Annotated in this window: 17 protein-coding genes, 1 tRNA gene and 1 pseudogene; 11 read left to right on the top strand and 8 right to left on the bottom strand. The window is 67.5% G+C overall.

Annotated features, from left to right (window positions below):
• Window positions 1-341: pseudogene (locus ABDV68_RS10050) on the bottom strand (L-rhamnonate dehydratase); the annotation flags it as partial.
• Between the two features lie 562 nt (window positions 342-903).
• Between ABDV68_RS10050 and ABDV68_RS10045 the strand changes: the two are divergent.
• The 4 genes from ABDV68_RS10045 to ABDV68_RS10030 all read left to right on the top strand — a co-directional run bounded on the left by ABDV68_RS10045 (window position 904) and on the right by ABDV68_RS10030 (window position 6,806).
• The gene (locus tag ABDV68_RS10045) at window positions 904-4,569 is read left to right on the top strand and encodes a TonB-dependent receptor (RefSeq protein WP_343519747.1); all 3,666 of its coding nucleotides are present in this window, start codon (window positions 904-906) and stop codon (window positions 4,567-4,569) included.
• A gap of 124 nt (window positions 4,570-4,693) precedes the next feature.
• Complete coding sequence (locus ABDV68_RS10040; protein WP_343519746.1) at window positions 4,694-5,086, top strand: DUF6491 family protein; 393 nt, start codon at window positions 4,694-4,696, stop codon at window positions 5,084-5,086.
• Window positions 5,083-5,865 (top strand): hypothetical protein, encoded by a 783-nt coding sequence (locus tag ABDV68_RS10035; protein ID WP_343519744.1) that lies wholly within the window; start codon window positions 5,083-5,085, stop codon window positions 5,863-5,865. The genes ABDV68_RS10040 and ABDV68_RS10035 overlap by 4 nt, the downstream gene beginning before the upstream one ends.
• On the top strand, window positions 5,862-6,806 hold the full coding sequence (locus ABDV68_RS10030) for an aldo/keto reductase (RefSeq protein WP_343519743.1): 945 nt from the start codon (window positions 5,862-5,864) through the stop codon (window positions 6,804-6,806). The genes ABDV68_RS10035 and ABDV68_RS10030 overlap by 4 nt, the downstream gene beginning before the upstream one ends.
• A 5-nt stretch (window positions 6,807-6,811) precedes the next feature.
• On the opposite strand, the gene ABDV68_RS10025 is transcribed toward ABDV68_RS10030, so the two are convergent.
• Genes ABDV68_RS10025 through ABDV68_RS10015 form a run of 3 tightly spaced genes read right to left on the bottom strand, consistent with a single transcriptional unit; the run spans window position 6,812 to window position 9,867 of the window.
• Window positions 6,812-8,197, bottom strand: a complete 1,386-nt coding sequence (locus tag ABDV68_RS10025) for a glycoside hydrolase family 28 protein (protein ID WP_343519741.1) — start codon at window positions 8,195-8,197, stop codon at window positions 6,812-6,814.
• 8 nt (window positions 8,198-8,205) lie between these two features.
• A complete protein-coding gene (locus ABDV68_RS10020) occupies window positions 8,206-9,132 on the bottom strand; it encodes a Gfo/Idh/MocA family oxidoreductase (protein WP_343519740.1) in 927 nt (308 codons plus the stop codon).
• A 45-nt stretch (window positions 9,133-9,177) separates the two neighbouring features.
• The gene (locus ABDV68_RS10015) at window positions 9,178-9,867 is read right to left on the bottom strand and encodes a FadR/GntR family transcriptional regulator (protein ID WP_343519751.1); all 690 of its coding nucleotides are present in this window, start codon (window positions 9,865-9,867) and stop codon (window positions 9,178-9,180) included.
• Window positions 9,868-10,045: 178 nt separating this feature from the next.
• On the opposite strand from ABDV68_RS10015, the gene ABDV68_RS10010 reads away from it, so the two are divergent.
• The 3 genes from ABDV68_RS10010 to ABDV68_RS10000 are packed head-to-tail and all read left to right on the top strand — an operon-like array spanning window position 10,046 to window position 13,154.
• Window positions 10,046-11,665 (top strand): sodium/solute symporter, encoded by a 1,620-nt coding sequence (locus tag ABDV68_RS10010; RefSeq protein ID WP_343519739.1) that lies wholly within the window; start codon window positions 10,046-10,048, stop codon window positions 11,663-11,665.
• Window positions 11,656-12,525 (top strand): 2-dehydro-3-deoxygalactonokinase, encoded by an 870-nt coding sequence (locus ABDV68_RS10005; protein ID WP_343519750.1) that lies wholly within the window; start codon window positions 11,656-11,658, stop codon window positions 12,523-12,525. Before ABDV68_RS10010 ends, ABDV68_RS10005 begins: the two co-directional genes overlap by 10 nt.
• Window positions 12,522-13,154: a 2-dehydro-3-deoxy-6-phosphogalactonate aldolase gene (locus tag ABDV68_RS10000; protein WP_343519738.1), complete on the top strand. Its 633-nt coding sequence runs from the start codon at window positions 12,522-12,524 to the stop codon at window positions 13,152-13,154. The genes ABDV68_RS10005 and ABDV68_RS10000 overlap by 4 nt, the downstream gene beginning before the upstream one ends.
• Before the next feature lie 3 nt (window positions 13,155-13,157).
• Here the strand turns inward: ABDV68_RS10000 and ABDV68_RS09995 are convergent, their stop codons facing one another.
• Complete coding sequence (locus ABDV68_RS09995; RefSeq protein ID WP_343519749.1) at window positions 13,158-16,166, bottom strand: beta-galactosidase; 3,009 nt, start codon at window positions 16,164-16,166, stop codon at window positions 13,158-13,160.
• 187 nt (window positions 16,167-16,353) lie between these two features.
• Here ABDV68_RS09995 and ABDV68_RS09990 point away from each other — a divergent pair, with 187 nt between their 5' ends.
• Window positions 16,354-18,843 (top strand): glycosyl hydrolase 115 family protein, encoded by a 2,490-nt coding sequence (locus tag ABDV68_RS09990; RefSeq protein ID WP_343519737.1) that lies wholly within the window; start codon window positions 16,354-16,356, stop codon window positions 18,841-18,843.
• A 54-nt stretch (window positions 18,844-18,897) separates the two neighbouring features.
• Here the strand turns inward: ABDV68_RS09990 and ABDV68_RS09985 are convergent.
• Window positions 18,898-18,973: transfer RNA gene (locus ABDV68_RS09985), tRNA-Ala, on the bottom strand.
• Window positions 18,974-19,205: 232 nt separating this feature from the next.
• On the opposite strand from ABDV68_RS09985, the gene ABDV68_RS09980 reads away from it, so the two are divergent.
• Window positions 19,206-20,156 carry a DUF2171 domain-containing protein gene (locus ABDV68_RS09980; protein ID WP_343519736.1) on the top strand — a complete coding sequence of 317 codons (951 nt, stop codon included), beginning with the start codon at window positions 19,206-19,208 and terminating at the stop codon, window positions 20,154-20,156.
• A gap of 150 nt (window positions 20,157-20,306) precedes the next feature.
• Entirely contained in the window at window positions 20,307-21,995 is a 1,689-nt protein-coding gene (locus ABDV68_RS09975; protein WP_343519735.1) for a serine hydrolase domain-containing protein, read from the top strand.
• Here the strand turns inward: ABDV68_RS09975 and ABDV68_RS09970 are convergent.
• Window positions 21,992-22,459, bottom strand: coding sequence for a GreA/GreB family elongation factor (locus tag ABDV68_RS09970; protein WP_343519733.1), 468 nt, complete (start codon window positions 22,457-22,459; stop codon window positions 21,992-21,994). The two genes, ABDV68_RS09975 and ABDV68_RS09970, sit on opposite strands and share 4 nt — an antisense overlap.
• 16 nt (window positions 22,460-22,475) lie before the next feature.
• Window positions 22,476-23,357, bottom strand: a complete 882-nt coding sequence (locus tag ABDV68_RS09965) for a neutral zinc metallopeptidase (protein WP_343519732.1) — start codon at window positions 23,355-23,357, stop codon at window positions 22,476-22,478.
• 401 nt (window positions 23,358-23,758) lie between these two features.
• Here ABDV68_RS09965 and ABDV68_RS09960 point away from each other — a divergent pair.
• A partial coding sequence (locus tag ABDV68_RS09960) for a patatin-like phospholipase family protein (protein WP_343519731.1) occupies window positions 23,759-24,058 on the top strand: 300 nt, incomplete at its 3' end.

Raw genomic sequence — 24,058 nt, 5'->3', positions numbered from 1 at the left:
TATTGCGTCGAGAAGTACATCTGGTCCCAGATCTTCTCATATTCGGCCGGGCTGCGCCCGATCAGGAAGCGCGAGAGATGCTTCTCGACGATGAAGCAGGCCGGCTCGCCGCCGGTGGTGACCGCGAAGCCGACCGTGCCGTCCTCGGCCTCGAGCTCGACCACCAGCGTGCCGAGCACGTTGATCCCGAAGCTCTGCCGCGACGCCCGATACTCCGGATACCGCGCCATCGGCGTCGCAATATGATCGTCGATCCAGTGCCCCGCACCCTGGTCGTGATAATCCGCACCCCCACCACGCACCGTGTACGCCCGCACTTGCTTGATCTTCGGAAAATGCATCCTGCCCCTTTCGTCCGATCTCCCGATCGGAACCATCTCGCGGCGCCTGCGTCCCCGTCCCCGAGTTCACTGCCATTATGTGAGATATAGAATTATTTAGTGAGAAACCATCCGTCAATTCTTCATCACCGCCTTTCGACGGCAGGAGGATGACGCGTCCCAAATGTTGAACATGATGCCCATTTTTTGGATAGGCAATCTGGGATACCCCCGCTAGATTGGCCTGACCGAATTGTCGCGCGGACGACACGTGGGGGAGGATCACAACGCAGGCATAGACTACCACCACGAGCGCAGCCGCCCCGCCACTGCACCAAGACCGGTATGACAGGTCTTGCGGAATCCCTCGCGCCGATGCTGGCCTCCCCCGCCAGAATCCAACGAGATTCCCACAAAATGGTGGGGTGATTTATAATATAAACTTGCAAACTGAGTCCGGGTGGTATCTATATTTCGAAGCCAGTCTCACCTTTTGGGAGGATTGGCATCTGAAGTTCCGGGTGGGGTCACCGACAACAGCCCTCGCGTCGGAAACGGAGAATAGACAGGGGTGGAGAGGGAAATGTCCGAACGTTTGAATCTGCGTCGCCGCATGGGGGCATCGGCATCTTGGTCGGTTCTGGGTCTGCTGATGGTGTGCGGCCCGCAGGCGCTGGCGCAAGCCGGTCCGCCGGACAGCCAGGCGGGGTCGGCAACCAGCGACGAAGCCGTCGAGGACGTCGTCGTCGTCGGCTCGCGCGCCAGCCAGCAATCGGCCAACGCGCGCAAGAAGAACGCCAAGACCGCGACCGACTCGATCGTCGCCGACGACATCGGCTCCTTCCCCGACCGCAACGTCGCCGAGGCGATCTCGCGCATCCCGGGCGTCGCGCTCGGCCGCAACGAATTCGGCGAGGGCGACTCGGTCGCGATCCGCGGCAACGGCCCGGACCTGACGCGCGTCGAGCTCGACGGCGTCGGCATGACCAGCACCACCGGCCTCGCGCTGAATTCCGACAGTGCCCGCAGCGCCGACTTGCGCGAACTCCCCGCCGAGCTCGTCAAGAGCATCGACGTGGTCAAGGGTTCGACCGCCGACATGACCGAAGGCTCACTCGGCGGCACGGTGCAGATCAAGACGCGCACCGGCCTCGATTTCGCCAAACCCTATTTCACGCTGCGCGCCGGCGCCAACATGAACTCGCTCGGCAAGGAATGGATGCCCGACTTCAACGGCGTCGCCTCGCGCAAGTTCTTCGACAACCGGCTCGGCGTGATCGTCAGCGGCAGCTATTCGAAGATCCAGAACAACGGCCACGGCTACGAGCAGACGACCAGCAACAACCGCAACTATGCGCGCGACATCGATTTCGACAACTCGCCCGAGAAGACGTTCGAATACAATCTCGCCACGCTCGGCGGCGACACCGCGGACGTCGCGTTCGCCAACAGCAGCGAGACGCCGCGCTCGGTGCTGACCAAGTCGATCGCAGCCAAATCGAAGGCGGACTGCTTCACGCTGTTCCCGCACGCCGCGTCGAACGCCTCGACCGCGATCCGCTCGCAGCGCATTCTCGAGCAGCAGACCTGCCTCAACCAGTGGAACGACACGACGCCGTCGCTGATCCGCCACTTCATGAACGAGCAGACCGACGAGCGCTACGCGTTCGACGCGCGGTTCGACTATCAGCTGACCGACAATCTCACCGTGTTCGTCAAGGGCACATACAGCGGCCGCAACGTCCACGACCAGAACCGCAGCCGCACGCCGGTGTGTCTGCCGACCGAGGCATGCGGCCGCAACGTCGCCGGCACCTTCGTCGATACCACCACTGGCTATCCGCGCATCCGCTCGGTCTCGCCCGCCGCGCCGGCCGGCTATTATCTCTTCGACGGCTTGGTCAACCAGGGCAACAACGCCACGATCGGCAACGTGCTCAACGTCATCCCGAGCAGCGTCGTGGTCGACGAGAACCACAACGTCACGTCGATGACGACCACCAACAACACGATCGGCATCGACCAGATCGAGAACCAGATCCGCACGCGCACCAAGTTCGCGCAGGCGGGCTTCGAATATAATGGCGACCGCCTCGATATCGAAGGCTTCGCCGGCTTTACCTCGGCCGAGTCGAGCCGCGCGGACATGCGCACCGCACGCAGCGCCTTCTATGGCGACGCGACGCTGACGCTGCAGGACAACGGCCTGTGGGACGTCCAGCTGCCGGCCGGCTTCGACGATCGCGACATCAACAACTTCGTCCAGCTTCGTCAGGCGCCCTGCGTCTCCGGCGGCACCAATCCGGCGACCTGCGTCGCACAGGCCGCGGTGACGCCCAACGTCAACAACCCGACCGGAAGCCCGGCCTATTCGCCGCTCCAGCTCCCGCTGGTCTCGCCAAGCTTCAGCGCGTCCTACTCGCCCGCACTCGGCGAATCGTCGGAGCGGCTCGCCAAGATCGACTTTACCTATAAGACCGAGGGGCTGATTCCGTTCATCACGCGGATCAAGACCGGCGGCCAATACCGCAACAGCAAGCTCGATCGCTGGGGCGGCGGCGGCTATATCGTCAAGGACGCAGTGGGCGACTTCCTGCTTCCGGACGGCACCCGCAATCCCAACTACCAGCCGCCGATCTCGGTGCCGACGATGAGCCTGCGCGGCTCGTACCGGGCGTGCCAGCCGACAGCTACCTCGGTCGTGCCATGCAACTATGGCTATACCCCGAACACCGCGATCACCACGACCAACACCACCCTGTTCGGTGTCGATACCTTCACCGTCGACGAACTGCGCGCGCTGTTCCAGCGCACGATCGATCCGGCGGCTTCGGAATATTTCGGCGACCTGCCCAACCGTGGCAATCTGCCAGCCGCATGGAACGGCATCCGCACCGATGTCCTGTTCGCCGCGCTGGGCGGAGCAGCCAATATGAACTTCGACTGCCTCAAGGAGTGCACGGGCAGCGACGGCAACGTCTATGCCCAGCCCGTTACGCGCACCGAGGAAACAGTGAAGAACTTCTACGCGATGGCGGAGTTCGAGCAGAAGCTGCCCCTGGGCCTGCTGTTCAACGGCAATGTCGGTATTCGCGGCGTGTTCACGTCCGTCAAGGGTTCGGGCGTGCTGACGCTCACCTCGATCCGGACCAATGGCAATTTCAACCCGCTCGATCCCGGGAACACGGCAGGCATCAACACGACCACGGTCCGCCAGAACGCGGTGCTCCAGGGCAATACGACCGACTGGCTGCCGACCGTGAACCTCAATCTCTGGGCGTTCGACGAATCGATCGTACTGCGCCTGTACGGCGGCAAGACCGTCGCGCGGCCGAATATCGGCCGCCTGATCCCCTCGGGCACCTGCACGATCGACCAGCGCGAGACGCTCGATGGTGACGGTGAGGATATCTACGGGTGCAGCGGCCGCGTCGGCAATCCCGGCCTGAAGCCGTTCACGGCGTGGAACTACAATGCCAGCCTCGAATGGTATCCCAACAAGGATACGTTGCTCTCGGTCACCTATGGCAAGCTCGACGTGAAGATCGGCAACCCGATCGGCGTGACCCGCAACTATCGCCCGTTCGAGGGCACCGACGCGACCGACCCAGCTACCGGCGAGCCGCTGGCCGACCTCGAATTCGCCGTTCCGACCTGGGACAATGGTCCGGGCTACAAGCGCACCATCTGGGAGTTCCAGGCCAAGACCGCCTTCACCTTCCTGCCCTGGTTCCTCCGGTACACCGGTGCCGACGTGAACTATTCGCGTCTTCAGTCGTCGGCGACCGAGGGCGAGCAGGATCCGCTGACCGGCGACATCATGCCCCCGCGCGACGAATCGCGCGACTATTGGAACGCCTCGCTCTGGTATGACGATGGCGATCTGAACATCCGCGTAGCCTACCAGAAGCGCAGCGAGACCTTCACTTGCATCACGCCGTGCGGCGGCAACAACGTCAGCTTCAACTATCCGAGCGCGGTCAACCAGGACAATAATACGCGCCTGCCCTATAATCCCGGCGTGCCGCGCTTCCGCGACGGGACGTCGTTCATCGACGCCAAGATCTCGTACAACATCAATCGCAACTTCCAAATCTATGTCGAGGGCCGCAACATGACCCGCGAGGCACAGATCACCTCGACCGGCGGCTACGAGAATTTCGCCAACGGCGCGCCGAAGATCATGCGCATGTCCTATGGCGGCCGCCGCATCATGGGCGGCGTCCGCGTCCAGTTCGGCGGGAAGTGACCGGCGGGCGTCTCCACAAGGGACGCCCAGCTCGAAAGCTGCGTGCAGCCGGGCGAGTCGTGGTATCGGGCGCTGCTCGAAGACACCTGCTCCGGCTTCGCCGTCTGATCGGGAGATGCGACCGATGCGTCCAATCCTCACCCTGCTTCCGGTGGCGATCCTGTCCGCCTCCTGCGCGGCCGACCAGCCGGCGACCGCTTCGAGCGCCCAGCGCGAATGCTTCTGGGGCTCGCAAGTCACCGGCTTCAGCGATGCCGGCCCCGATCGCGCGATCCTCAACATCGGCCAGCGCGAGAGCTGGGAACTGACCCTCGGCGCCGGGTGCCCCGACGTCGACTGGGCGCTCCGGATTGGCATCCGCGCGCGCAGTGGCGATCGGATATGCCCGGGCCGGCCGGCCGAGCTGCTCATTCCCAATGCCAGCGGCAGCGGTTTCCAGCGCTGCCTGGTCCAGATTGTCCGCAAGCTTTCGCTCGAGGAAGCGGCGGCGGCGCGCGGGCGAACCCCGGCGCCGTGAGCGCGGACCGCGGCACCGGGATCGTTCGCGCATCGCCGGCCACGGATGCCGGCACGGTCCGCCACCTGCTCGGCCAGTCGCCGCTCGGTACGGTCGAGATTCTCCGCCCCCCGCTCGACGACCTGCCTTATCGCGATTTCATCGCCGCACTGCTCGCCAAGCCGGGCTTCAAGCTCGATTTCAACCGGCTGGCGCCGACCGAGGCGCTCGCGCTCGTCTCGGACAAGCTGCTCGGCCCCGACGCCTTCACCAGCGAACGCGCGTTGCTGGCGGCGGACATCGACGCGCTGGCCGAGCTCGCGGGCGGGCTGGTAGGCAGCCGCCCTGCGATCGCGATCCGCACCTATTTCGCGCCGGGCGACCTGGTCTGGCATGTCGACCGGGTGAACGAGCGCGCCGCCTTCCGCCTGCTCTGGCCGATCGGCCGCCCAGCCGGGATGCGCGTCACGCCCGCCGCGAATGTCGATGCCGCGCTGCACCGCGCCTATATGCGCCGTGAGCATCCGCTGCTCGGCCGCCTCGACACGCGCGTGATGCGCAGCGGCGTGCCGGTGGAGCAGGCCTGGGCCCATCGCCCGGCGCAGCTCGAGGCGATGGCCTCGGGCGCCTTCCCCTTCATCCGCGACCGCGCGCAGGAATATGAGATCGCACCCGGAGCGGTCAGCATCCATCGCGTCGAGACTCCCGCCCGGCCCGGTACCTGGCATCGCTCGTCCTGGGCGAACCGCGCCACGCCGGGGTTCCAGCTCGTCATCACCGCGGCCGCGGACGCCGAATGATCGCGCGCCGTCGATTGGGGCGCACCGGCCTCGACGTCTCGGTTTGCACGCTCGGTGCCGACGCGCTGGCCTCCCCCGGGGCGGACCAGCGCGAAGCCGCGGCCATCATCGCATGCGCAATCGAACGCGGGCTCGATGCGGTCGAACTCGACGCCGGCAGCGGACGCGCAGCTGTCCTGCTCGGCGAAGTGCTCGCTCGCACCGGCGCGCGAGGCCGCGTGCATGTCTTTGCCCGGGTCGCCTCGCGCGTCCGTTTCGACCTGCCCTCACCGCACATCTCCGCGCAGCAGGCCTATCCCGGCCGCCACATCCGCACCGAGACCGAAGCGCTGCTGCGCACGCTCGGCGTCGAGCGGCTGGGGCTCCAGCAGCTCCACGCCTGGTGCCCCGAATGGCTGCACGAGGGCGACTGGCGCGAGACGCTGGAGCGCCTGCGCGAAGAAGGCAAGATCGCGGGCTACGGCATCTCGCTGTGGGACCATGATCTCGACGCGGCGGCGGAGGCAGTCGCGCGCGGGGCGGTGGGTTCGGTCCAGCTCATGTACAATATCTTCGACGCCGGCGCGGCGGGATTGCTGCCCTTCTGTCAGCACCACGATGCCGGCGTGATCGCGCGTTCGCCGCTCTATTTCGGCGCGCTCGGCTGGCGTGGAGGCGGCCCCGCGCTGACGCCGCACGACTGGCGGGACGGCTATTTCTACGATGCGCACCGAACGGAAACGCTGGCGCGAGTGAATAAGCTCGCCAGCGATGTCGCGCCGTTTGGCGAGCCGCTGCCCGCCATCGCGCTGCGCTTCGCCTTGTCGCATCCGGCGGTGACCACCGTCGCGGTCGGGATGCGCACCCGCGCGCAGCTCGAAGCGAACCTGGCAGCGATCGAGCGCGGCCCGCTGGCCGCCGAGGAGCTCGCCGCGCTCGCCCCGCATGCCTGGCTCTGCTGACGCGCTCAGGCGATCGAGAAGCCTTCGACATTGCTGTTGATCACCGGCGGACCCAGCAGCTTCACGACCCGCACGTTGCGCAGCGCGACCTTGCGCACCGGCATCTCGGCCGCGCCGCTGATCGCGCAGAGCGACTTGGCCTCGTCCGCCACGACGTTGCGGACGTTCAGGTTCTCGATCGTCGTCAGCCGCCGCTCATAGGTCGGGACGAGATGCCGCCACTGGTAGAGCACGTCGGTTTCGACGCTCAGCACCGCGCCCGCGATCCGCGTCGCGGTGATGTTCGACATGAAGATGTTGCGCACGAAGCCGCCGCGGCGCTCGTTGGTCTTGACGAACAGCAGGTTCATCAGCGCCGTCTTCGCCGCCACCTCGCCGCGCTCGAAATGGCAGTCGTCGATGAAGACGTTCTCGATGCCCGCCGACAGCTCGCTACCGATCGCGGCGAGCTGATGGCCGTTCCTGATGCGGCAGCGGCGCATGACGATGTTGCGGCACGGCACCCCGATCCGCCATGCATCCTGGTCGCGGCCTGACTTGATCGCAATCGCGTCGTCGCCCTGGTCGAACACGCAATCCTCGATCAGCACATTCTCGCTCATCTCAGGATCGACGCCGTCATTGTTGTGGCCATGGGCGCGGATCTTGACGCGGCGGATGGCGACGTCGCGGCACAGCAGGGGATGAAGCACCCAGAACGGGCTGTCCTCGATGCTGACGTCTTCGACCAGCACGTTGCGGCAGCGGTTGAACTGCATGAAATGCGGCCGCAGGTCGGCGCCGGCATGGGCCATCCGGCGCTCGGCAACGGGCACGCGCTTCACCGCCATGGTGTTGAGCGCGATCAAGGCATCGAGATGCGCCTTGGGCCGGGCATACCAGAGCCGCCACACGTCGAGCTTGGCCTGGAGCCGGCCCTCCCCGGTGATCGCCACATTCTCGCAGCCATAAGCGTAGACCAAGGGCGAGTAGTTGTAGCACTCGATCCCCTCCCACGAGGTCGGCACCGCAGGGAGATAGTCGGCGGGATTCGACGAGAAGAGCAGCGTCGCGCCGCGCATGACATGCAGGTTGACGTTGCTTTTGAGGTGGATCTTGCCCGTCGGCCACACGCCGGGCGGCACCACGACCACGCCCGATCCCGCCGCACTGGCGGCGTCGATCGCGCGTGCGATGGCGGTGCTCGTTCGTGCTTGGTCGTTGGGCACCGCGCCGAAATCGGTGATCGGGAAATGCCGGCTCGCCGAGAAGTCGGGCACGGCGATGCCCGGCATGTCGAACGGCGCGTCCACCCGCACATGGCGCACGGGATGCGACTCGCGCAGGGGTGCGACGCCGGAAAGCAGCGGTGCGGCGAAGCCGGCCTGAAGGATCGCCCGCCGGCTCGGCACCGCGCCGCTCAGAACTCGAAGGGCGCCAGCGTCTGCCGCTCGGCGACCAGGAACGCATCGGCGACGAGCTGCAGGGGACGCACATCGACATCGCTCTCGCCACGGGCGATCAGCTCGGCGAACCGCGCGTAAAGACCCGCATATTCGCGGTCCGGCGCCTTCTGCATCGCCGCGCCGGGCAGGGTCAGCTCGCTGCCCCCCATGGCGAGCCTGAGCAGCCCGGCGTCGGTGTCGATCTCGATGTCCCAGCTCTGTGGCCCGGTCTGCAGGAAGTCGAACTCCGCGCTGACCGGTGCATCGCCCGAGCGCATCGCCAGCGACGCGGTCAGCGGCGACATCCGGCCCTCGGGCACGCCCATCGCCGCGCGCTCGAGCAGCAGCGGCTGCGGCAGGATCTGCGTGACGATCGACAGCGCGTTGATGCCGGGATCGAACACGCCGAACCCGCCCGCCGCCAGGATCCACTCCTGCCCCGGATGCCAGCGCCGGATATCCTCCTTCCAGGTGATGCGCACGGCGTGGATGGCGCGATCGCGCAACCAGGCCTTGGCGCTGGCAACCCCGGCGGCCTCGCGCGAATGCCAGGTGGCGAACAGCGTCACCTGTTTCTCCGCCGCCAGTCGGGCGAGGTCCGCGATCTCGCTGAGCGTCGCGGCGGGCGGCTTTTCGAGCATCACGTGAAGCCCAGCCTCGAGCGCGGCGCGCGCCTGATGGTAGCGGCCCTCCGGCGGGGTGCACAGCGTGATCGCGGTGATGCCATGACCGGCCGCGATCAGCTCGTCGATCGTCGCATGCCTCGCGACGCCGTCGAGCTGGGCGTTCCGGCTGGCGATCGCCACCAAGTCGAAGCGGCCGTTCGCGGCGATCGCGGGCAGATGCTGATCTCGCGCGATCTTGCCGAGCCCGACCAGACCCAGCCGATAAGCTTCACTCACTGCGCGCTTCCTCTCGTTACATGTGCATGGATTGCGGCGCGGATCTCAGCCGTTGGCGGCCGAGCGCTCCTTGAGCTGGGGCGCCGCTTCCTCGATCAGGTCGAGCACGTCCTGGATCAGCGCGCGCATCGTGGCGCGGGCGGCGTCGGCGTCGCCGCGCTGGATCGCGTCGCACACCGCGCCATGGTCGGCGAGGCTCGCGCTGTGGCCCTTAATGCGGTTGGTGAACCGGATCGAGGTGCGCAGCGCCGTGCTGACGACATCGCGAAACTGCGCGTAGAAGGGGTTGCCCGACGCGCGCAGGATCGCGACGTGGAACGCGATGTCCGCCTCCAAAGCGTCGTCGAACCCGTCCTCGGCCACCTTCATGCGATCGAGACCCTGCTGGATCCGCGCGAGATTGTCGGGGCCGGCGAACCGCGCCGCGAGCGCCGCCGCCTCGGGCTCGATCGCGACGCGCAACTGGTTGAACTGCTGGAGCAATTCGACCGAGAATTGCCGCTCGAGCAGCCAGCGCAGCACATCGGTGTCGAACAGGTTCCACGACGAAGAGGGCTGGATGATCGTGCCCTGCCGCGGCCGTGCGCTCAGCAGCCCTTTGGCGGTCAGCATCTTGACCGCCTCGCGCGTCACCGAACGGCTCACGCCGTGCTGAACGGTGAGCTCGGCTTCGGTTGGAAAGGAACGATCGTCATACTGGCCGGTGACGATCGCCCGCCCCAGGCTTTCCAGCATGCCATAAGTGAGGTTGCGGCCGAGCTGGTTCGCTGCATCGGGTTCCGCGGCAGAGACTTGGATGCGCACCTGACTGGCCTCGATTCACGTGTTGAAAGGTTCTTAGCGTGAACCTTATGCTATCGCTAGACTCACAACATTAATACGATAAGTAGGATCAAACGCCAGGGGAGGCTGCATGACGACGCTGTCACAAATCGACGTGATCGTCGTGATCGCCTATGCGATCGGGATCTTCGGCCTCGCGCAATGGGTTAGCCGCGAGAGAGCCGGGCACGAGAAGGATTCGAGCGACTATTTCCTCGCCTCGAAGAATCTGCCCTGGTGGGCGATCGGCGCCTCGCTGATCGCGGCGAACATCTCGGCCGAGCAGATCGTCGGCATGTCCGGATCCGGCTATGCCATCGGCCTCGCCATCGCCTCGTACGAGTGGATGGCCGCGGCGACGCTGCTGATCGTCGGCAAGTGGTTCCTGCCGATCTTCCTGCGCAACGAGATCTACACGATGCCGCAATTCCTGGAGCAGCGCTTCGGGCCGACTATCCGCACCGTGATGGCGATCTTCTGGCTCGCGCTGTACATCTTCGTGAACCTCACCTCGATCATCTGGCTCGGCTCGATCGCGGTCACCCAGGTCGCGGGGATCAACCAGGATATCGCGCTGGTCGCGCTCGGCACCTTCGCCTTGCTCTACCAGCTGCGCGGCGGGCTCAAGGCAGTGGCGCTGACCGACATCGTCCAGGTCTCGCTGCTGGTGCTCGGCGGGCTCGTCATCGCCTATCTGACGCTCGACAAGATCGGTGCGGGCGCCGGACCGCTCGCCGGCTTCGGTATCCTGACCGAACGGCTGCCGGGCCATTTCGACATGATCCTCTCGCCCGACAATCCTCATTACAAGGATCTGCCCGGGATCGCTGTGCTGGTCGGCGGCATGTGGATCGCGAACCTCAGCTACTGGGGCTTCAACCAGTATATCATCCAGCGCGCGCTGGCCGCGAAGAGCCTGGCCGAAGCGCAGAAAGGCGTCGTGTTCGCCGCGTTCCTCAAGCTGCTCATGCCGGTGATCATCGTGCTGCCGGGCATCGCCGCGGTGGTGCTCGCGCCCGGGCTCGCCAAGCCCGACCAGGCCTATCCGTCGATGATGTCGCTGCTGCCGGTTGGCCTGCTCGGCCTCGTCTTCGCGGCGCTGATCGCGGCGATCATCGCTTCGACCGCGTCGAAGATCAATTCGATCGCCACCATCTTCACGCTCGACCTCTATGCCAAGGCGAAGCCGGCCCCGGCTGGCGACGATGCGGCGGTGAAGCAGGCCTATGAGCGCCAGCTGGTGCTGGTCGGCCGCATCGCCGCGGTGGTCGCGATCGTGATCGCGATGGCGACCGCGCGGCCGCTGCTCGGGAGCCTCGACCAGGCGTTCCAGTATATCCAGGAATTCTCGGGCTTCGTGACGCCGGGCATCACTGTGATCTTCCTGCTCGGCCTGTTCTGGAAGCGCGCGACCGAGGCCGGGGCGCTGGTCGGCGCGGTCGCTTCGGTGGTGCTGAGCTTCATCTTCTGGTTCCCGGCGGACTATGGCGGGTCGGCGGCGCTCAATGCGGTGCCGTTCATCAATCGCATGAGCATCGTGTTCTTCGCCTCGCTCGCACTGGCGATGATCGTGTCGCTGCTGCGCCCGGCCCCGGCCGCAAGCAACCGCATCACGATGGAGGGCGTGACCTTCCGCACCGCCGCCGGGTTCAACATCGCCGCGGTGGTGATCGTCGTGATCCTCGTGATCCTCTACGCAATCTGGTGGTGAGCTTCGGCCCCCGATTCCTCGCGGTCGACTGGGGGACGACCAACCGGCGGGTCTACCTGATCGAGGCGGGCGCAGTCGTCCGCACCGAACGGGACGGCCGCGGCGTGCTTTCCGTCGAGGATTTCGTGGGCGAGGCGGCGGATATCCGCGCGCGGTTCGGCGACCTGCCGCTGCTGATGGCGGGCATGGTGGGCTCGACCGTCGGCTGGCGCGAAGCGCCCTATGTCGAGGCGCCCGCGGGGATCGACGCGCTCGCCGCCAATCTGCTCGCGATCGACAAACGCACCGCGATCGTCCCGGGCGTCGCGGTGCGCGATCCGGCCGATGTGATGCGCGGCGAGGAGGTGCAGCTGCTCGGCGCGGTCGAGGCGGGGCTGGTGCCGCGTGACGCGCTGCTCGCCCAGCCCGGCACGCATTGCAAATGGGTGGGGATCGCAGGCGGCCGTATCATTCGGTTCGGCACCTCGATGACCGGCGAATTGTTCGCGCTGCTGCGCCAGCATGGCCTGCTTGCGCGCCAGCTGCAGGCGGAGGTGGTCGCCGGCGAGGCTTTTCTTGACGGCGTGCGCGAGGGGCGGAAGCGCGACCTCGCCCGATCGCTGTTCGGCATCCGTGCCGCGGGGCTGCTCGGCGAGCGCGGCGATGCCGATGCCGCGAGCTATGCCAGCGGACTGCTGATCGGCAGCGACGTCGCGGCGCGGCTGGAGCAAGCGCCGGGGCAGACCGTGCATCTGCTGTCCGACGCAACGCTGGGCGCGCTCTATACGCTGGCGATCGAGGCCAATGGCGGGCAGGCGCGGCTGGTCGACAGCCACGCCGCGTTCGTGGCGGGAATCATCGCGATCGGAGACCGAGTATGAGTACCCTTGCCGAGTTCGACGCCGCCTTCGCCGCCTGTCCGCTGATCGCGATCCTGCGCGGAGTGAAGCCCGACGAGGTCGAGGCGATCGGTGAAGCGCTGGTGGCGGCCGGTTTCACGCTGATCGAGGTGCCGCTCAACTCTCCCGATCCGCTGGAGAGCATCGCGCGACTGGCCGAACGCTTCGCCGGGCGCGCGGTGATCGGCGCGGGCACGGTGCTCGACGTGGCACAGGTCGATGCGGTGCGCGCGGCGGGGGGCACGATGGTCATCTCGCCCAACACGAACGCGCAGGTGATCGAGGCGTCCGTCCGCGATGGGCTGGTGTCGCTCCCGGGAATCGCGACGCCGAGCGAGGCGTTCGCGGCGCTGGCGGCCGGGGCGCGTGCGCTCAAGCTGTTCCCCGCCGAGGCGTCGAGCCCGGCGGTGCTCAAAGCGATGCGCGCGGTGCTGCCGGGCGGCACACGCGTGCTCCCGGTCGGCGGGATCGCGCCGGACAATATGGCGCCGTGGATCGAAGCGGGCGCCGCCGGCTTCGGCCTCGGCTCGGCGCTCTACAAGCCGGGCGCGACTGCCGAGATGGTCGCCGCCCAGGCCGCGCGCTTCATCGCGGCCTTGCCTCCCGCCTGATCCTTATTTGAGCTCGGCCGGCGTCGCCGGGGCGCTGACCATCCGCACCGGCAGCCCACCCTTGACGTTGCGCATCGCCACCAGCCGGACCGGCTCGAGCGCATTGCCCGGCTGACCGTCCGAGGTCACCGCCAGCGCGATGCTGTTCGCGCCGCGGTGGTTGAGGATGCCCTCGGGGACCGCGAACACCCGCTGCGGGCCGACATGCGCGATGAACTGGCCCATGTTCCAGCCATTGACGAAGATCAGCACGCGATAGCGCGCTGCTGAGCGCGGTTTGCCGGTATCTCCGAAGGCGAGGCCGATCGTCGCGTCCTGCCCCTTGGGCACGTTGAGCGTGAAGCGCGCACGGTGCCAGGTCGTGCCCGGCGCGAGCTGTGCTGGCGGCGCCGGCGTCCGCTCCCACTTTCCGTCGTCGAAGCCCGGCAGATGCCAGCCCTGTCGCTCGCCATGGAGGCCGCCATTATTGGCCACGCCGCGCACCGGGTCGGCCAGGTCCTCGCCGCCCTTGCGCCCCTGGATCTTCCACGCGATCGGCACCGCGAAGCTGCGCCCCCCCGCCGGCCCCAGCGAGGCCTGGATCAGCCCGCGCGCTTCCTTGTGGAAATCGTCGGCATCGAGATCCCAATTGTGCCCGTTGTTGCGCACCATCACGCTGAGCACGTGCTGCCCCTGCGCGCGCGCCCTGGCGGGGAGCGGGAAGTCGGTCCCGCCGAGCGTGATCGGGCGCGGCTGGCCGGAGGGAATCTCGTGCTGGCCGACGAACTCGCCGTCGAGCCACAGTTGGAGCATGCCGGCCGCGCCGCCGCCATAGAAGACCGACAGCGTCTCCGCCTCGGGCCCGCCGGCGAAGCGGCCGCGATACCAGACGTCGCCCTCGTGGAAGCCATAGGGATCCATCACCAGCGTCGGCTGGCCGTCGGCCCAAGCGGTCGTAGTGCCCGCGCGGCGGCGATCGATCGCCTGCCAGCTGCTGTCGTCGAAGCCGGGCTGCGCCTCCGGCGACCCGGTCGCAACGCGCCAGTCGGTGAGCGCGGGCAGAGCGAAATCCATCGGTCCGGCGAGCGGCGTCGTTGTCGCGATGCTGCCGTGTGCAGTCGCCGTGATGCGTACCGCAGTCCGATTCCACCGCACCGAGCGGATCGCGCGCGGCGCCCACACCTCAAGCGCGGTCTCGCCCGAGGTATCGCCGGTCAGCGCCAGCACGCCGCCCTTGGCCGTCGCGTTGCGGATCAATGCCGGACCCCGTGCGAGGATCTTCCCGGCCGCCGTGTCGTGCGTCCAATAGGTGCCGGCCTCGTCCTCGTCGGTGAGCAGCAAGGTAAGCGGCGGCCTGCCCGCGCCGCTGATCCGCACCATGGCGCGTCCGCGGTGCGTGTAGTCGAGGCGCAGATCGCCCTTCGCAGCATCGAAATTGCTCGCGACCTCGCCCTCGATCACCTCGACCTTGGGCGCGCTTGTGTAGCGCAGCACGGTCTCGCCCGGCTCGCCCGTGCGGCCGTACATCAGCAGCAGGTCGGCACCGTCGAGCTTCACCGCGCTCTGCAGCTCGGAGGTCGAATAGACCAGCCGCTGCCCGCCGACATTCACACCCGCGACCAGCCACTTCGCATCGAACCCGTTGAGCTGCATGGGCTCGCCCTGCGGGAAGGTATAGCGTCCGTCGGGCAGGTCGGCGGTGATCGTGAAGCGGTCGCTGCCCTGCCCGTTCGAGGGCTTGTGCGTGACCAGCAGGAAGCGCGCGTCGGTCTCGGGCGACTTGTTGTGATAGACCTGCACCTTGTCCGACGAGATCGTCGGCGCGCCCGCCGGGATCATGCCCGCGAGATCGGGCACCGTCGCGATCAGTCCGCCGAGCTGCTTCATCTCGACCAGCTTCGAGCGCACCTCGCGCGGCTCGGAGATCGCCGAGCCGTAATCATAGCTGGTGAACACCACCGGCGCGGGCAGCCAGCCCCAGCTGGTGCCGCCATAGCCCATATAGAAGCTCTGGATGTTGATGCCGTTGGCGAGGTTGGTGCCGTAGAACACGCGCTGGAAGCGCTTGCCGCGCTGGATCGCGTTGCATTCATAGCCGCCGTTCGAGCCCCAATAGTCGAACCAGCCGCCGCCGAACTCGGCGAGGAAGCCCGGCGTGTTGGGCGAGGCGGAGGCGCCGCCCTTCGCCCCGCCGGGACCGTAATAGCCCCAGTCGGGCGCCGCGCTGCCGCGGGTCGGCTTACCCTCGACGGTGCAGGTGCCGCCCGGATAGCCGTCGAACGCGTAGAGATCGACCGGGCCGGGCACGACCTGCTCGACCTTCGAATCCTCCGGCGTCCAATAGCCGTTGCGCCCCTGGTCGTTGTGGAAGATCGGCACGTTGATGCCGTCCGCGCGCGCCTTCTTGTAGAGATGATCCATGTAGCGCCGTTGCGACGGAGTCGTCACCGCCAGCTCGTTCTCGATCTGGTGAAGGATGACGGTGCCGCGATTGCCCTTGCCGTCGCCGTTGATCTGGTGCCGCGCGATGATCGCATGGACCTGCGTCAGCCACTCGTCGGCGGCCTCGAGATATTCCGGCGCATCGGTGCGCGCCTTTACGCGCTGGTTGACCAGCCAGCCGGGAAAGCCGCCGCGCGTGAGCTCGGCGTTCACATAGGGGCCGGCGCGGGTGATGACGTAGAGTCCCTCCTCCTCCGCCATGGTCAGCAGCCGGTCGATGTCGCGGATGCCGGAGAAATCGTAGACCCCCTGCTTGGGACTGTGGAAGCCCCAGTCGAAATAGAAGGCGACGGTATTGAAGCCGTTGGCCTTCATCTTCTGCAGGATATCGCGCCACAGGTCCGGGCTGGGCAGCCGGAACTGGTGCATCTCGCTCGACCAGATCACGGTGCGCTTGCCGTCGATCATCAGCGAGCGGGCGTCGAACGAGACGCGGCCGAAGGTCTTGACCGGCGCGGCGAAATTCTGGGTTTCGCGCGCCTGTTGCGCGAGCGCCGCGGGGGCCCAGGATATCGCCGCCATCGCGACCATCAGCGAAACTGCCCGACCCGCCACTACGCCCCTCCAATTTATATTACTAATACTATTAGCCAGTGACCGTGTGGGCGGTCAATCGATTCCGGTGGTGATAACCCAAATCATGCAACCCTGTCTCATTTTTTGGGTGGGTCAATCGGTCGGATTTGATAGATTGGCCTGACCAAGAGAGGAAGGTTATGTGCAGTTCGTCCAGTTGATCCGCGTCGCGCTCGCTTTCGCAGCGCTGCTTCCGTCTGTGGCCCTGGCCCAGCAGGTTGAGCTGTTCGACGGCCGCGAGGTGGCCGCGATCGTACATTCCGGCGAGCGCCCGGCGCAGCTCGCCGCCGAGTTGCTCGCGCGCGACCTGACGCAGGTTACCGGGATCGCACCGCTCGTATCGGGCGATCTCGCAGCGTGCCGGCGGCTGTGCATCGTGCTCGGCGCCCAGGATACGGCGCTCGTCCGCGCGGTTGCGCGGGAGACGGGGGTCGACCTGTCGAAGCTGCGCGGCCAGTGGGAACGCTACACTCGCCTGCTCGCCCGATCGCAGCGCGCGCCCTCGCGGCGCTATCTGCTCATCGCAGGCTCGGACACGCGCGGCGCGATCTGGGGGATGATCGACCTGACGCGCGAGATCGGAGTCTCGCCCTGGGAGTGGTGGGCCGATGTCACGCCGCGCCGCGCGAAGCGACTCGCGGTTGACGGCAGTCGCAAGCTCTCGGCATCGCCGTCGGTCCGATATCGCGGCATCTTCCTCAACGACGAGGATTGGGGGCTCCAGCCCTGGGCGGCGAGGACCTACGAGCCCGAGACCGGCGATATCGGCCCCAAGACCTATACCCGCATCTTCGAGCTGATGTGGCGATTGAAGGCCAACCTGATCTGGCCGGCGATGCATGACAGCACCAAGCCCTTCTATCAGATCCCCGGCAATGCCGAGGCGGCGCGCGACCATGCGATCGTGGTCGGCACGTCGCATGCCGAGCCGATGATGCGCAACAATGTGCGCGAGTGGGACGAGAAGGACGGCGCGTTCAACTTCTTCACCAACCGCACCAAGATGGTCGATTACTGGCGCCGCCGCGCGGAGGACGTGAAGCGCTTCGAGAACATCTACACGATCGGGCTGCGCGGCAAGCACGACTCCGCGATGGAGGGCGCCGACACGCCGGAAAAGGCGCGCGAAGCAATGACTGAGGTGATGGCGATCCAGCGCGAGCTGCTCGCCACGGCGCAAGGCAAGCCCGCCGATCAGGTGCCGCAGGTACTGACGCTCTACAAGGAAGTGCTCGACGTCTATGCCGCGGGCCTTAAGGTGCCCGAGGACGTGACGCTGGTCTGGCCGGAGGACAATTACGGCTATCTCCACCAGCTTCCGACGCCGGCTGAGCGCGGGCGCCGCGGCGGGTCGGGCATCTACTACCACATCTCCTATTGGGGCCGGCCGCACGACTATCTGTGGCTCGGCACCACCCACCCGGCGCTGATCCGCGAGCAGCTCGACCGTGCCTGGCGGATGGATGCGCGCAAGCTCTGGGTGGTCAATGTCGGCGACATCAAGCCGGGCGAGTATCTCACGCAATTTTTCCTCGACCTCGCCTTCGACACCCGAGCGATCGCGTCGGCGCCGGGCCGGCACCTCACCGATTGGGCGGCGACGCAGTTCGGCGCGGCGAGCGCGGCAGAGATCGCCGCGATCATGACCGAATATTACGACCTCGCCTTCGAGCGGCGGCCCGAATTCATGGGCTTCGGCCAGACAGAGCCGACGCGACCCAACCAGATCGGCGACTATGTCCGCACCGGCGGCGGCGAGGCGCTGGCGCGGATCGACCGCTATCGCGCGATCACCGTCCGCGCCGAGGCGCTGGCAGAAGCGCTCCCCGCCGACCGCCGCGACGCTTTCTTCCAGCTGGTGCTCTATCCAGTGCGCGCGGCCGCCAGCCTCAACGAGCGCAACCTGAGCCTCGACCTCGCCGCGCTCTACACGCGCCAGGGCCGGGCCGGCGTCAATGCGCTTGCCGACCAGGCCAAGGCCGCGCACGCCCGGATCGTTGCCGACACGGCCAGCTACAACAGCCGGAACAACGGCAAGTGGCGCGGAATGATGGATATGGCGCCGCGACGGCTGCCGGTGTTCGACGAACCGCTCTATCCGCGGGTGGCGGCAGGGGGAACAGCGCGCCGCATTCCGGATCCGGCGCCTCGGATCGACCGCATCGTCTCGCTCGCCGCGGCGCGTGCGTCGGCCCCGGATTGGGAAGTCGTCCCCGGCCTCGGCTCTCGCGGTGCAGCCTTGCGCGCCAAGCTCGACCTGCCCTCGCGTGGCGACGCGGCGGGCGTCGCGCCGCTCGACTATCACTTCGAGGTGCCCACCGCCGGCGACGTGGAGCTGCGCATCGTCGCCATTCCCGTCCATCCGCTCACCTCGGAGAACGGGCTGCGCATCGCCGTCCAGCTCGACAACGGGCCGGTACAGCTGCTCGATTTCCGCACCTTCGGGCGCAGCGAGGAGTGGAAGCAGAGCGTCCTCACCAACACCGCCGTCCGCGCGATCCCGGTGCGGCAACTGGCCAAGGGCGCGCATCGCCTGCGCATCCACGCGCTCGACCCCGGCTTCATCCTCGACCGGATCGACGTGCGGCTCGACGGCGCGCCCGACTATTACGGCGCGCCGCCCATCAAGTGACAGCGGTCAGCAACGTGGCCCCCGCGCTGGTCGAATGTCAGGAAATCTCGCGGTTGGTGGAGCTGAGGGGAATCGAACCCCTGACCTCTGCAGTGCGATTGCAGCGCTCTCCCATCTGAGCTACAGCCCCGCTCCACCCCGGCAGTGCCGGAAGGCGGTCCCTCTAGCTTCACTCCCGCGCCGATGCAACGGCCCTGATGCGCTTTTTCTGGCGCGCTCTTCCGGCTGGGCCGCGGATTGCTTCTCCTCGCCGCAACCTGGCGGCGGAGCGCCGGAACAAATGCCCCGTCCGATCCTTTTTCCATCCGTGGGGCGCGTGGACGCCGCGCGCCCGGAATTCCGATGAAAGAGGAGGATTCCCAATGGGCTACGAACCTTATCCCAACCAGAACCGGGACGAGATCGGGGGCAATCGGGACAGTGAGCCATCGCGCGGCTACGGCTATGGCTACGATGCCGATCGCGATCGTTACCGCTCCAGCGCACGCGAATATGCCGCGGCGGGCGAGTTCGATCGAGGTCGCGATTCCTGGCGCGACCGCGACCGTTACAGCTCACGCTTCGGTCGCGACGAGGACGGCGATCGCAGCCGTGACTGGGATCGCGGCAGCTATGGCCGCGGCGCGAGCGGCTATCGCGGCTATGGCAGCGGCCCGAGCAGCTATGACGAAGGCCGCCGCAGCAGCAGCGGACGTCGCGATTATGACCGCCGCCCCGAGGGCTATGCCTATCAGGACCGCGACTTCTTCAGCCGCGCGGGCGACGAGGTACGCTCGTGGTTCGGCGACGAGGAAGCGGAGCGCCGCCGCGCGATGGATGCGCGCTATGACGAGCGCTACGGCGGTCAAGGCGGCAGCCGCTGGAACCGCGACGACGACTATCATGGCTGGCGCCGCCGCCAGATCGAGGATCTCGACCGCGACTATGAAGAATATCGCCGCGAGAATGCGGCGAAGTTCGAGAACGAGTTCGGCTCGTGGCGCAGCGAGCGCCAGACGCAGCGCGGCTCGCTCCAGCGCGTTAGCGAGCACATGGAGGTGGTCGGCTCCGACGGCCAGCATGTCGGCACCGTCGACAAGGTACGCGGCGATCGCATCATCCTGACCAAGAGCGATCCCGACGCCGGCGGCCACCATCATTCGATCCCGTCGCGCTGGATCGAGTCGGTCGACGACAAGGTGACGATCCGCAAGAGCGCTGACGAGGCCAAGGCGGCGTGGCGCGACGAGGAGCGCAGCGGCGCGCTGTTCGGCGAGCGCGACGACACGCGCGGCAGCCACTATCTCAACCGGAGCTTCTCCGGCACCTACTAGGACAATTCCCGGGCAGGTCACTTCGGACGACCAGCCTTTGGGCCCGGGCGACGACGCCCGGGCCCTTTTTCGTCGATTGTTGACGCGGCTTGCGGCGTCCTGGACGGTACGACGTCCTCGCCCCGACGGCATTCGTACATGGAGTGGTCCTTGGCCTATCGGATCAATCGCCGATCCCTTCTCACCCAGACGGCGGCGGGCGCCGCAGCCGGGCTTGCAGCAGGCCGTCCGGCGCTCGCCCAGGCTTCACCCGACATCGCGCCGCTGATCGATGCAGAGCGCGCTGCAGTCCGCGCCGGCATGACCGAAGGGGGGATCGGCGCCGCCGCGATCTGCCTGATCCGGAACGGCGAACCCGCCTGGCTCGAGGGGTTCGGCAGCGCCGCGGACGGTACCGGGGTGACGCCGGACACGCTGTTCAGCATCCAGTCGACCTCGAAGAGCTTCACTGCGACAGCCGTGCTGCTGGCGGTGCAGGAAGGCCTGCTCGACCTCGACGCGCCCGTCACCCGCTACCTCCCCGATTTCACCGTGCGCAGCCGCTTCGAGAGCGCGCCGCAGACGCGCATCACGTTGCGGCTGCTGCTCGGCAACCGCGCGGGCTTCACCCATGAAGCACCGGTCGGCAACAATTACGAGCCCGCGGCACCCAGCTTCGCGGCGCATGCCGCCAGCATCGCGCAGACCTGGCTGCGCTTCCCGGTCGGCGAGCGCTACCGTTATTCGAACCTCGGCTACGATCTCGCCGGTCATATCCTCGAGCGGGCGAGCGGCATGAGCTATGCCGAGTGGCTGCGGCGCAAGCTGTTCGTGCCGCTCGGCATGCGCGCCAGCACGGCCGACCCGGCCGTCTATGGCAAGGCCGCGAACCGCGCCGCGGGCACGCATCGCGGCTATGCGCAGGTGCCGCTCGTCACCCCGCTGGTCGCGTCAGGCGGCGTCTGGACCACCGCGCGCGACATAGCCGCCTATGCTGCGTTCATGCTTGCGCGCGGTGCATGGCGGGGCAAGCAGGTCCTCGCGCCGGAGCTATGGGCCGAGATGCACGGCTTCGGCCTGGGCGGCGACTATGGGCTCGGGGTGATGCGCGACGAGCGCCGTTACGGATCGCATCCGGTGCGGCTGCTGCATCATCGCGGCGGCGGGTTCGGCTTCGGCTGCAACCTCGTCTATTGTCCCGATGGCGAAGTCGCGCTGGCGGCGCTGTTCAACCGCCCGGCACTGGCCGGCTACCAGTTCGGCATGCCGTTGCTCGACAAGCTGCTCGCCGCGCGTTTCGGCGCGCGCGTGCCGCGGCTTCCGGCCGATGCCCTCGCCACGATCCAGCCGCTGCCGGATGCGGCGCGGGCGCTCGTCGGCAGCTATGTCGGGCGCAGCGTTCGCGTCGAGATCAGCGAGTCCGGGGGCCAGCTTCGCCTCAGCCGCGACGGGGGCAAGACGCACATGCCGCTGCGCATGACCGCGCCCGACGAGTTGTTCACCCTCAACGCCGATGGCGATGCCGTGCGCTATCGCCATTATCCCGCGATAGGGACGTTCCCCGCGCATTTCGAATGCTCCGAGGGCGAGGCGAGCCTCGACCGCAACGACGGTCCCGCCGACCCGGCCGGACCCGGCAAGGCCGCGTGGACGCACTATCTCGGCAAATACCGGATCGACCAATGGGGCAAGCCGGCGATGGAGGTCACCGTCGAGCAGCGCCGCGGTCATCTCTACATCGACGGCATCCGCCTGGTCGTCGAGACCGAGCCAGGCCTGTTCTTCACCAGCGATGGCGAGGCGGTCGACTTCCGGTCCGCGGTGCCGACATGGCGGAACCTGCTGCTCAAGCGTTTCTAGTCCGGAATCGCCTCTGTCGCGATCACCTCGATCGCCTCGGCGCGGCCGTTGAAGTCAACATGCTCTCCCGGCTCCGCGCCGATCAGCGCCGCCGCCAGCGGTGCCTGGAACGCGATGCGGTCCGCCGCGGGGTCGGCCTCGTCATGCCCGACGATGTCGATCCGCCGCTCGCGCCCGTTGAGCCGGAAACGGACGCGTGATCCGATCGCGACCAGATCGTCGCCCGGCACCGGGGCGAGCTCGGCGGTGGTCTGGCGCGTATGCCAATAGCGCAGGTCGCGCCGCAGCATCTCGCGCGCCTCGTCGCCGGATGCCGCGGCGACGGCGGCCTCCAGCTCAGCGACGCGCGTATCGATCAGCGCGATCCCGCGCGCAGTCACCAGATTGGGACCGGGAGGGATCGGCAGCTCGAAGCGCGGCTCCTTGTGCTCTTCGTCGCTCTCCCGCCGGAACGCGACGCTCATGACCGCCCGGGACGCATCAGATCGCGCCCTGGAAGGTGTCGCACTGCGCCGGGTCGCCGGTCTCGAGCCCGCGCCGCAGCCACTGCATGCGTTGCGCCGAGGTGCCGTGGGTGAAGCTCTCGGGCACGACCGTGCCCTGCGCCTGGCGCTGAAGCGTATCGTCGCCGATCGCATTGGCGGCGCGCATCCCTTCCTCGATGTCGCCCGCTTCCAGCCGGTCCTTGTTGCGCGCGGCCCAGACGCCGGCATAGCAATCCGCCTGCAGCTCGACGCGCACCGACATGGCGTTGCCCTCGGCGCGGCCCATCCGCGACTGCGCCGCGCGGATCTTCTCCATGGTGCCGGTAATGTTCTGGATATGGTGCCCGATTTCGTGCGCGATCACGTAGTTCTGGGCGAAGTCGCCCGCTGCGCCGAAACGCTGCGCCAGCTCCTGGAAGAAGCCGGTGTCGAGATAGACGCCACGATCGGCCGGGCAGTAGAACGGCCCCGCGGCGGACGAGGCGTTGCCGCAGCCCGACTGGACGCTGCGGGTGTAGAAGTTCAGCACCGGCGGCTGATAGCCCTGGATGAGCTGGCCCCAGGTCAGCTCGGTGCTCCGCATCACCCGGCACGCCTGCAGCTCCTCGGGCGTATCGCACGGCTTGTTCTGGCCGGCCTGCTGCTGGCCGCTGCCGCCACCGGGTGCGACGCCGCCCGTGAGCAGTCCGCCGCCGCCACCGATCGCCATGAAGATCGCGACGCCGATCGCAATCAGCGCGATGGTCCCGCAGCCGAGCCGGCTGCCGAGCAGCATCGGCAGCAGCCCAAGCAGGATATTGCCCCCGCCGAAGCCGCCGCCGCTACCCTGCCCCAGGTCGCGGACATTTTCGCTGGGATCGAGATCGTCGAGCCGCATGGCGCTCACCCCTTCGTCATTTCCTGTCCGTGACAATGCCCCAAGCCGCCGCGCGTTGCACGCCGATTTGCAATATGCGCGATTGCCCCATTCCCGCATTGCCCTTCTCGCTGCGGCGCGGCATGACCGAGGGTCTAAACTCCATCGGAACGAGGATCGAGATCGCCCGTGGAAGGCCAGCGACAAGGAGCGCGGCGCAATCGCGTAGCAGAGCTACGCGCAAGCAAGCGACGCTGCTCGCTGGCCCTCCACGGGCGACCGCGCAGCGGCGGGCGTCCTTTGGCGCCATGCGTCGTCGCGCGTCGGTCACGATGGAACTCCATCGCCCCCTCCTTGCTCCTAGCCCAGCGCCAAAATTCGCTCCGTCTCGACCTCGCTACGATGGAGTTCAGACCCTAGCCATGGCCGATGCCGAACCGCAACGCCGAAGGTCGAAGGGCGAGCGTCCGCTCCCGCTCCCTGACTGCGTCGCGCTTGTGCTCCAGGGCGGCGGCGCGCTCGGCAGCTATCAGGCCGGGGTGATCGAGGCGCTGGCCGAAGTCGAAATCGAGATCGACTGGGTCGCGGGCATCTCGATCGGCGCGGTCAACGCCGCGATCGTCGCGGGCAACCCACCCGAGCGCCGGGTCGAACGGCTCACCGCCTTCTGGCAGGCGGTCACCAGCGCGCTGCCGAGCTTCCCGATCTTCCCGCAGGACGAG

The organism is Sphingomonas sp., from assembly GCF_039595165.1.
Taxonomy (GTDB): Bacteria; Pseudomonadota; Alphaproteobacteria; order Sphingomonadales; family Sphingomonadaceae; genus Sphingomonas.
This window is presented reverse-complemented; position numbering and strand designations above follow the sequence as displayed.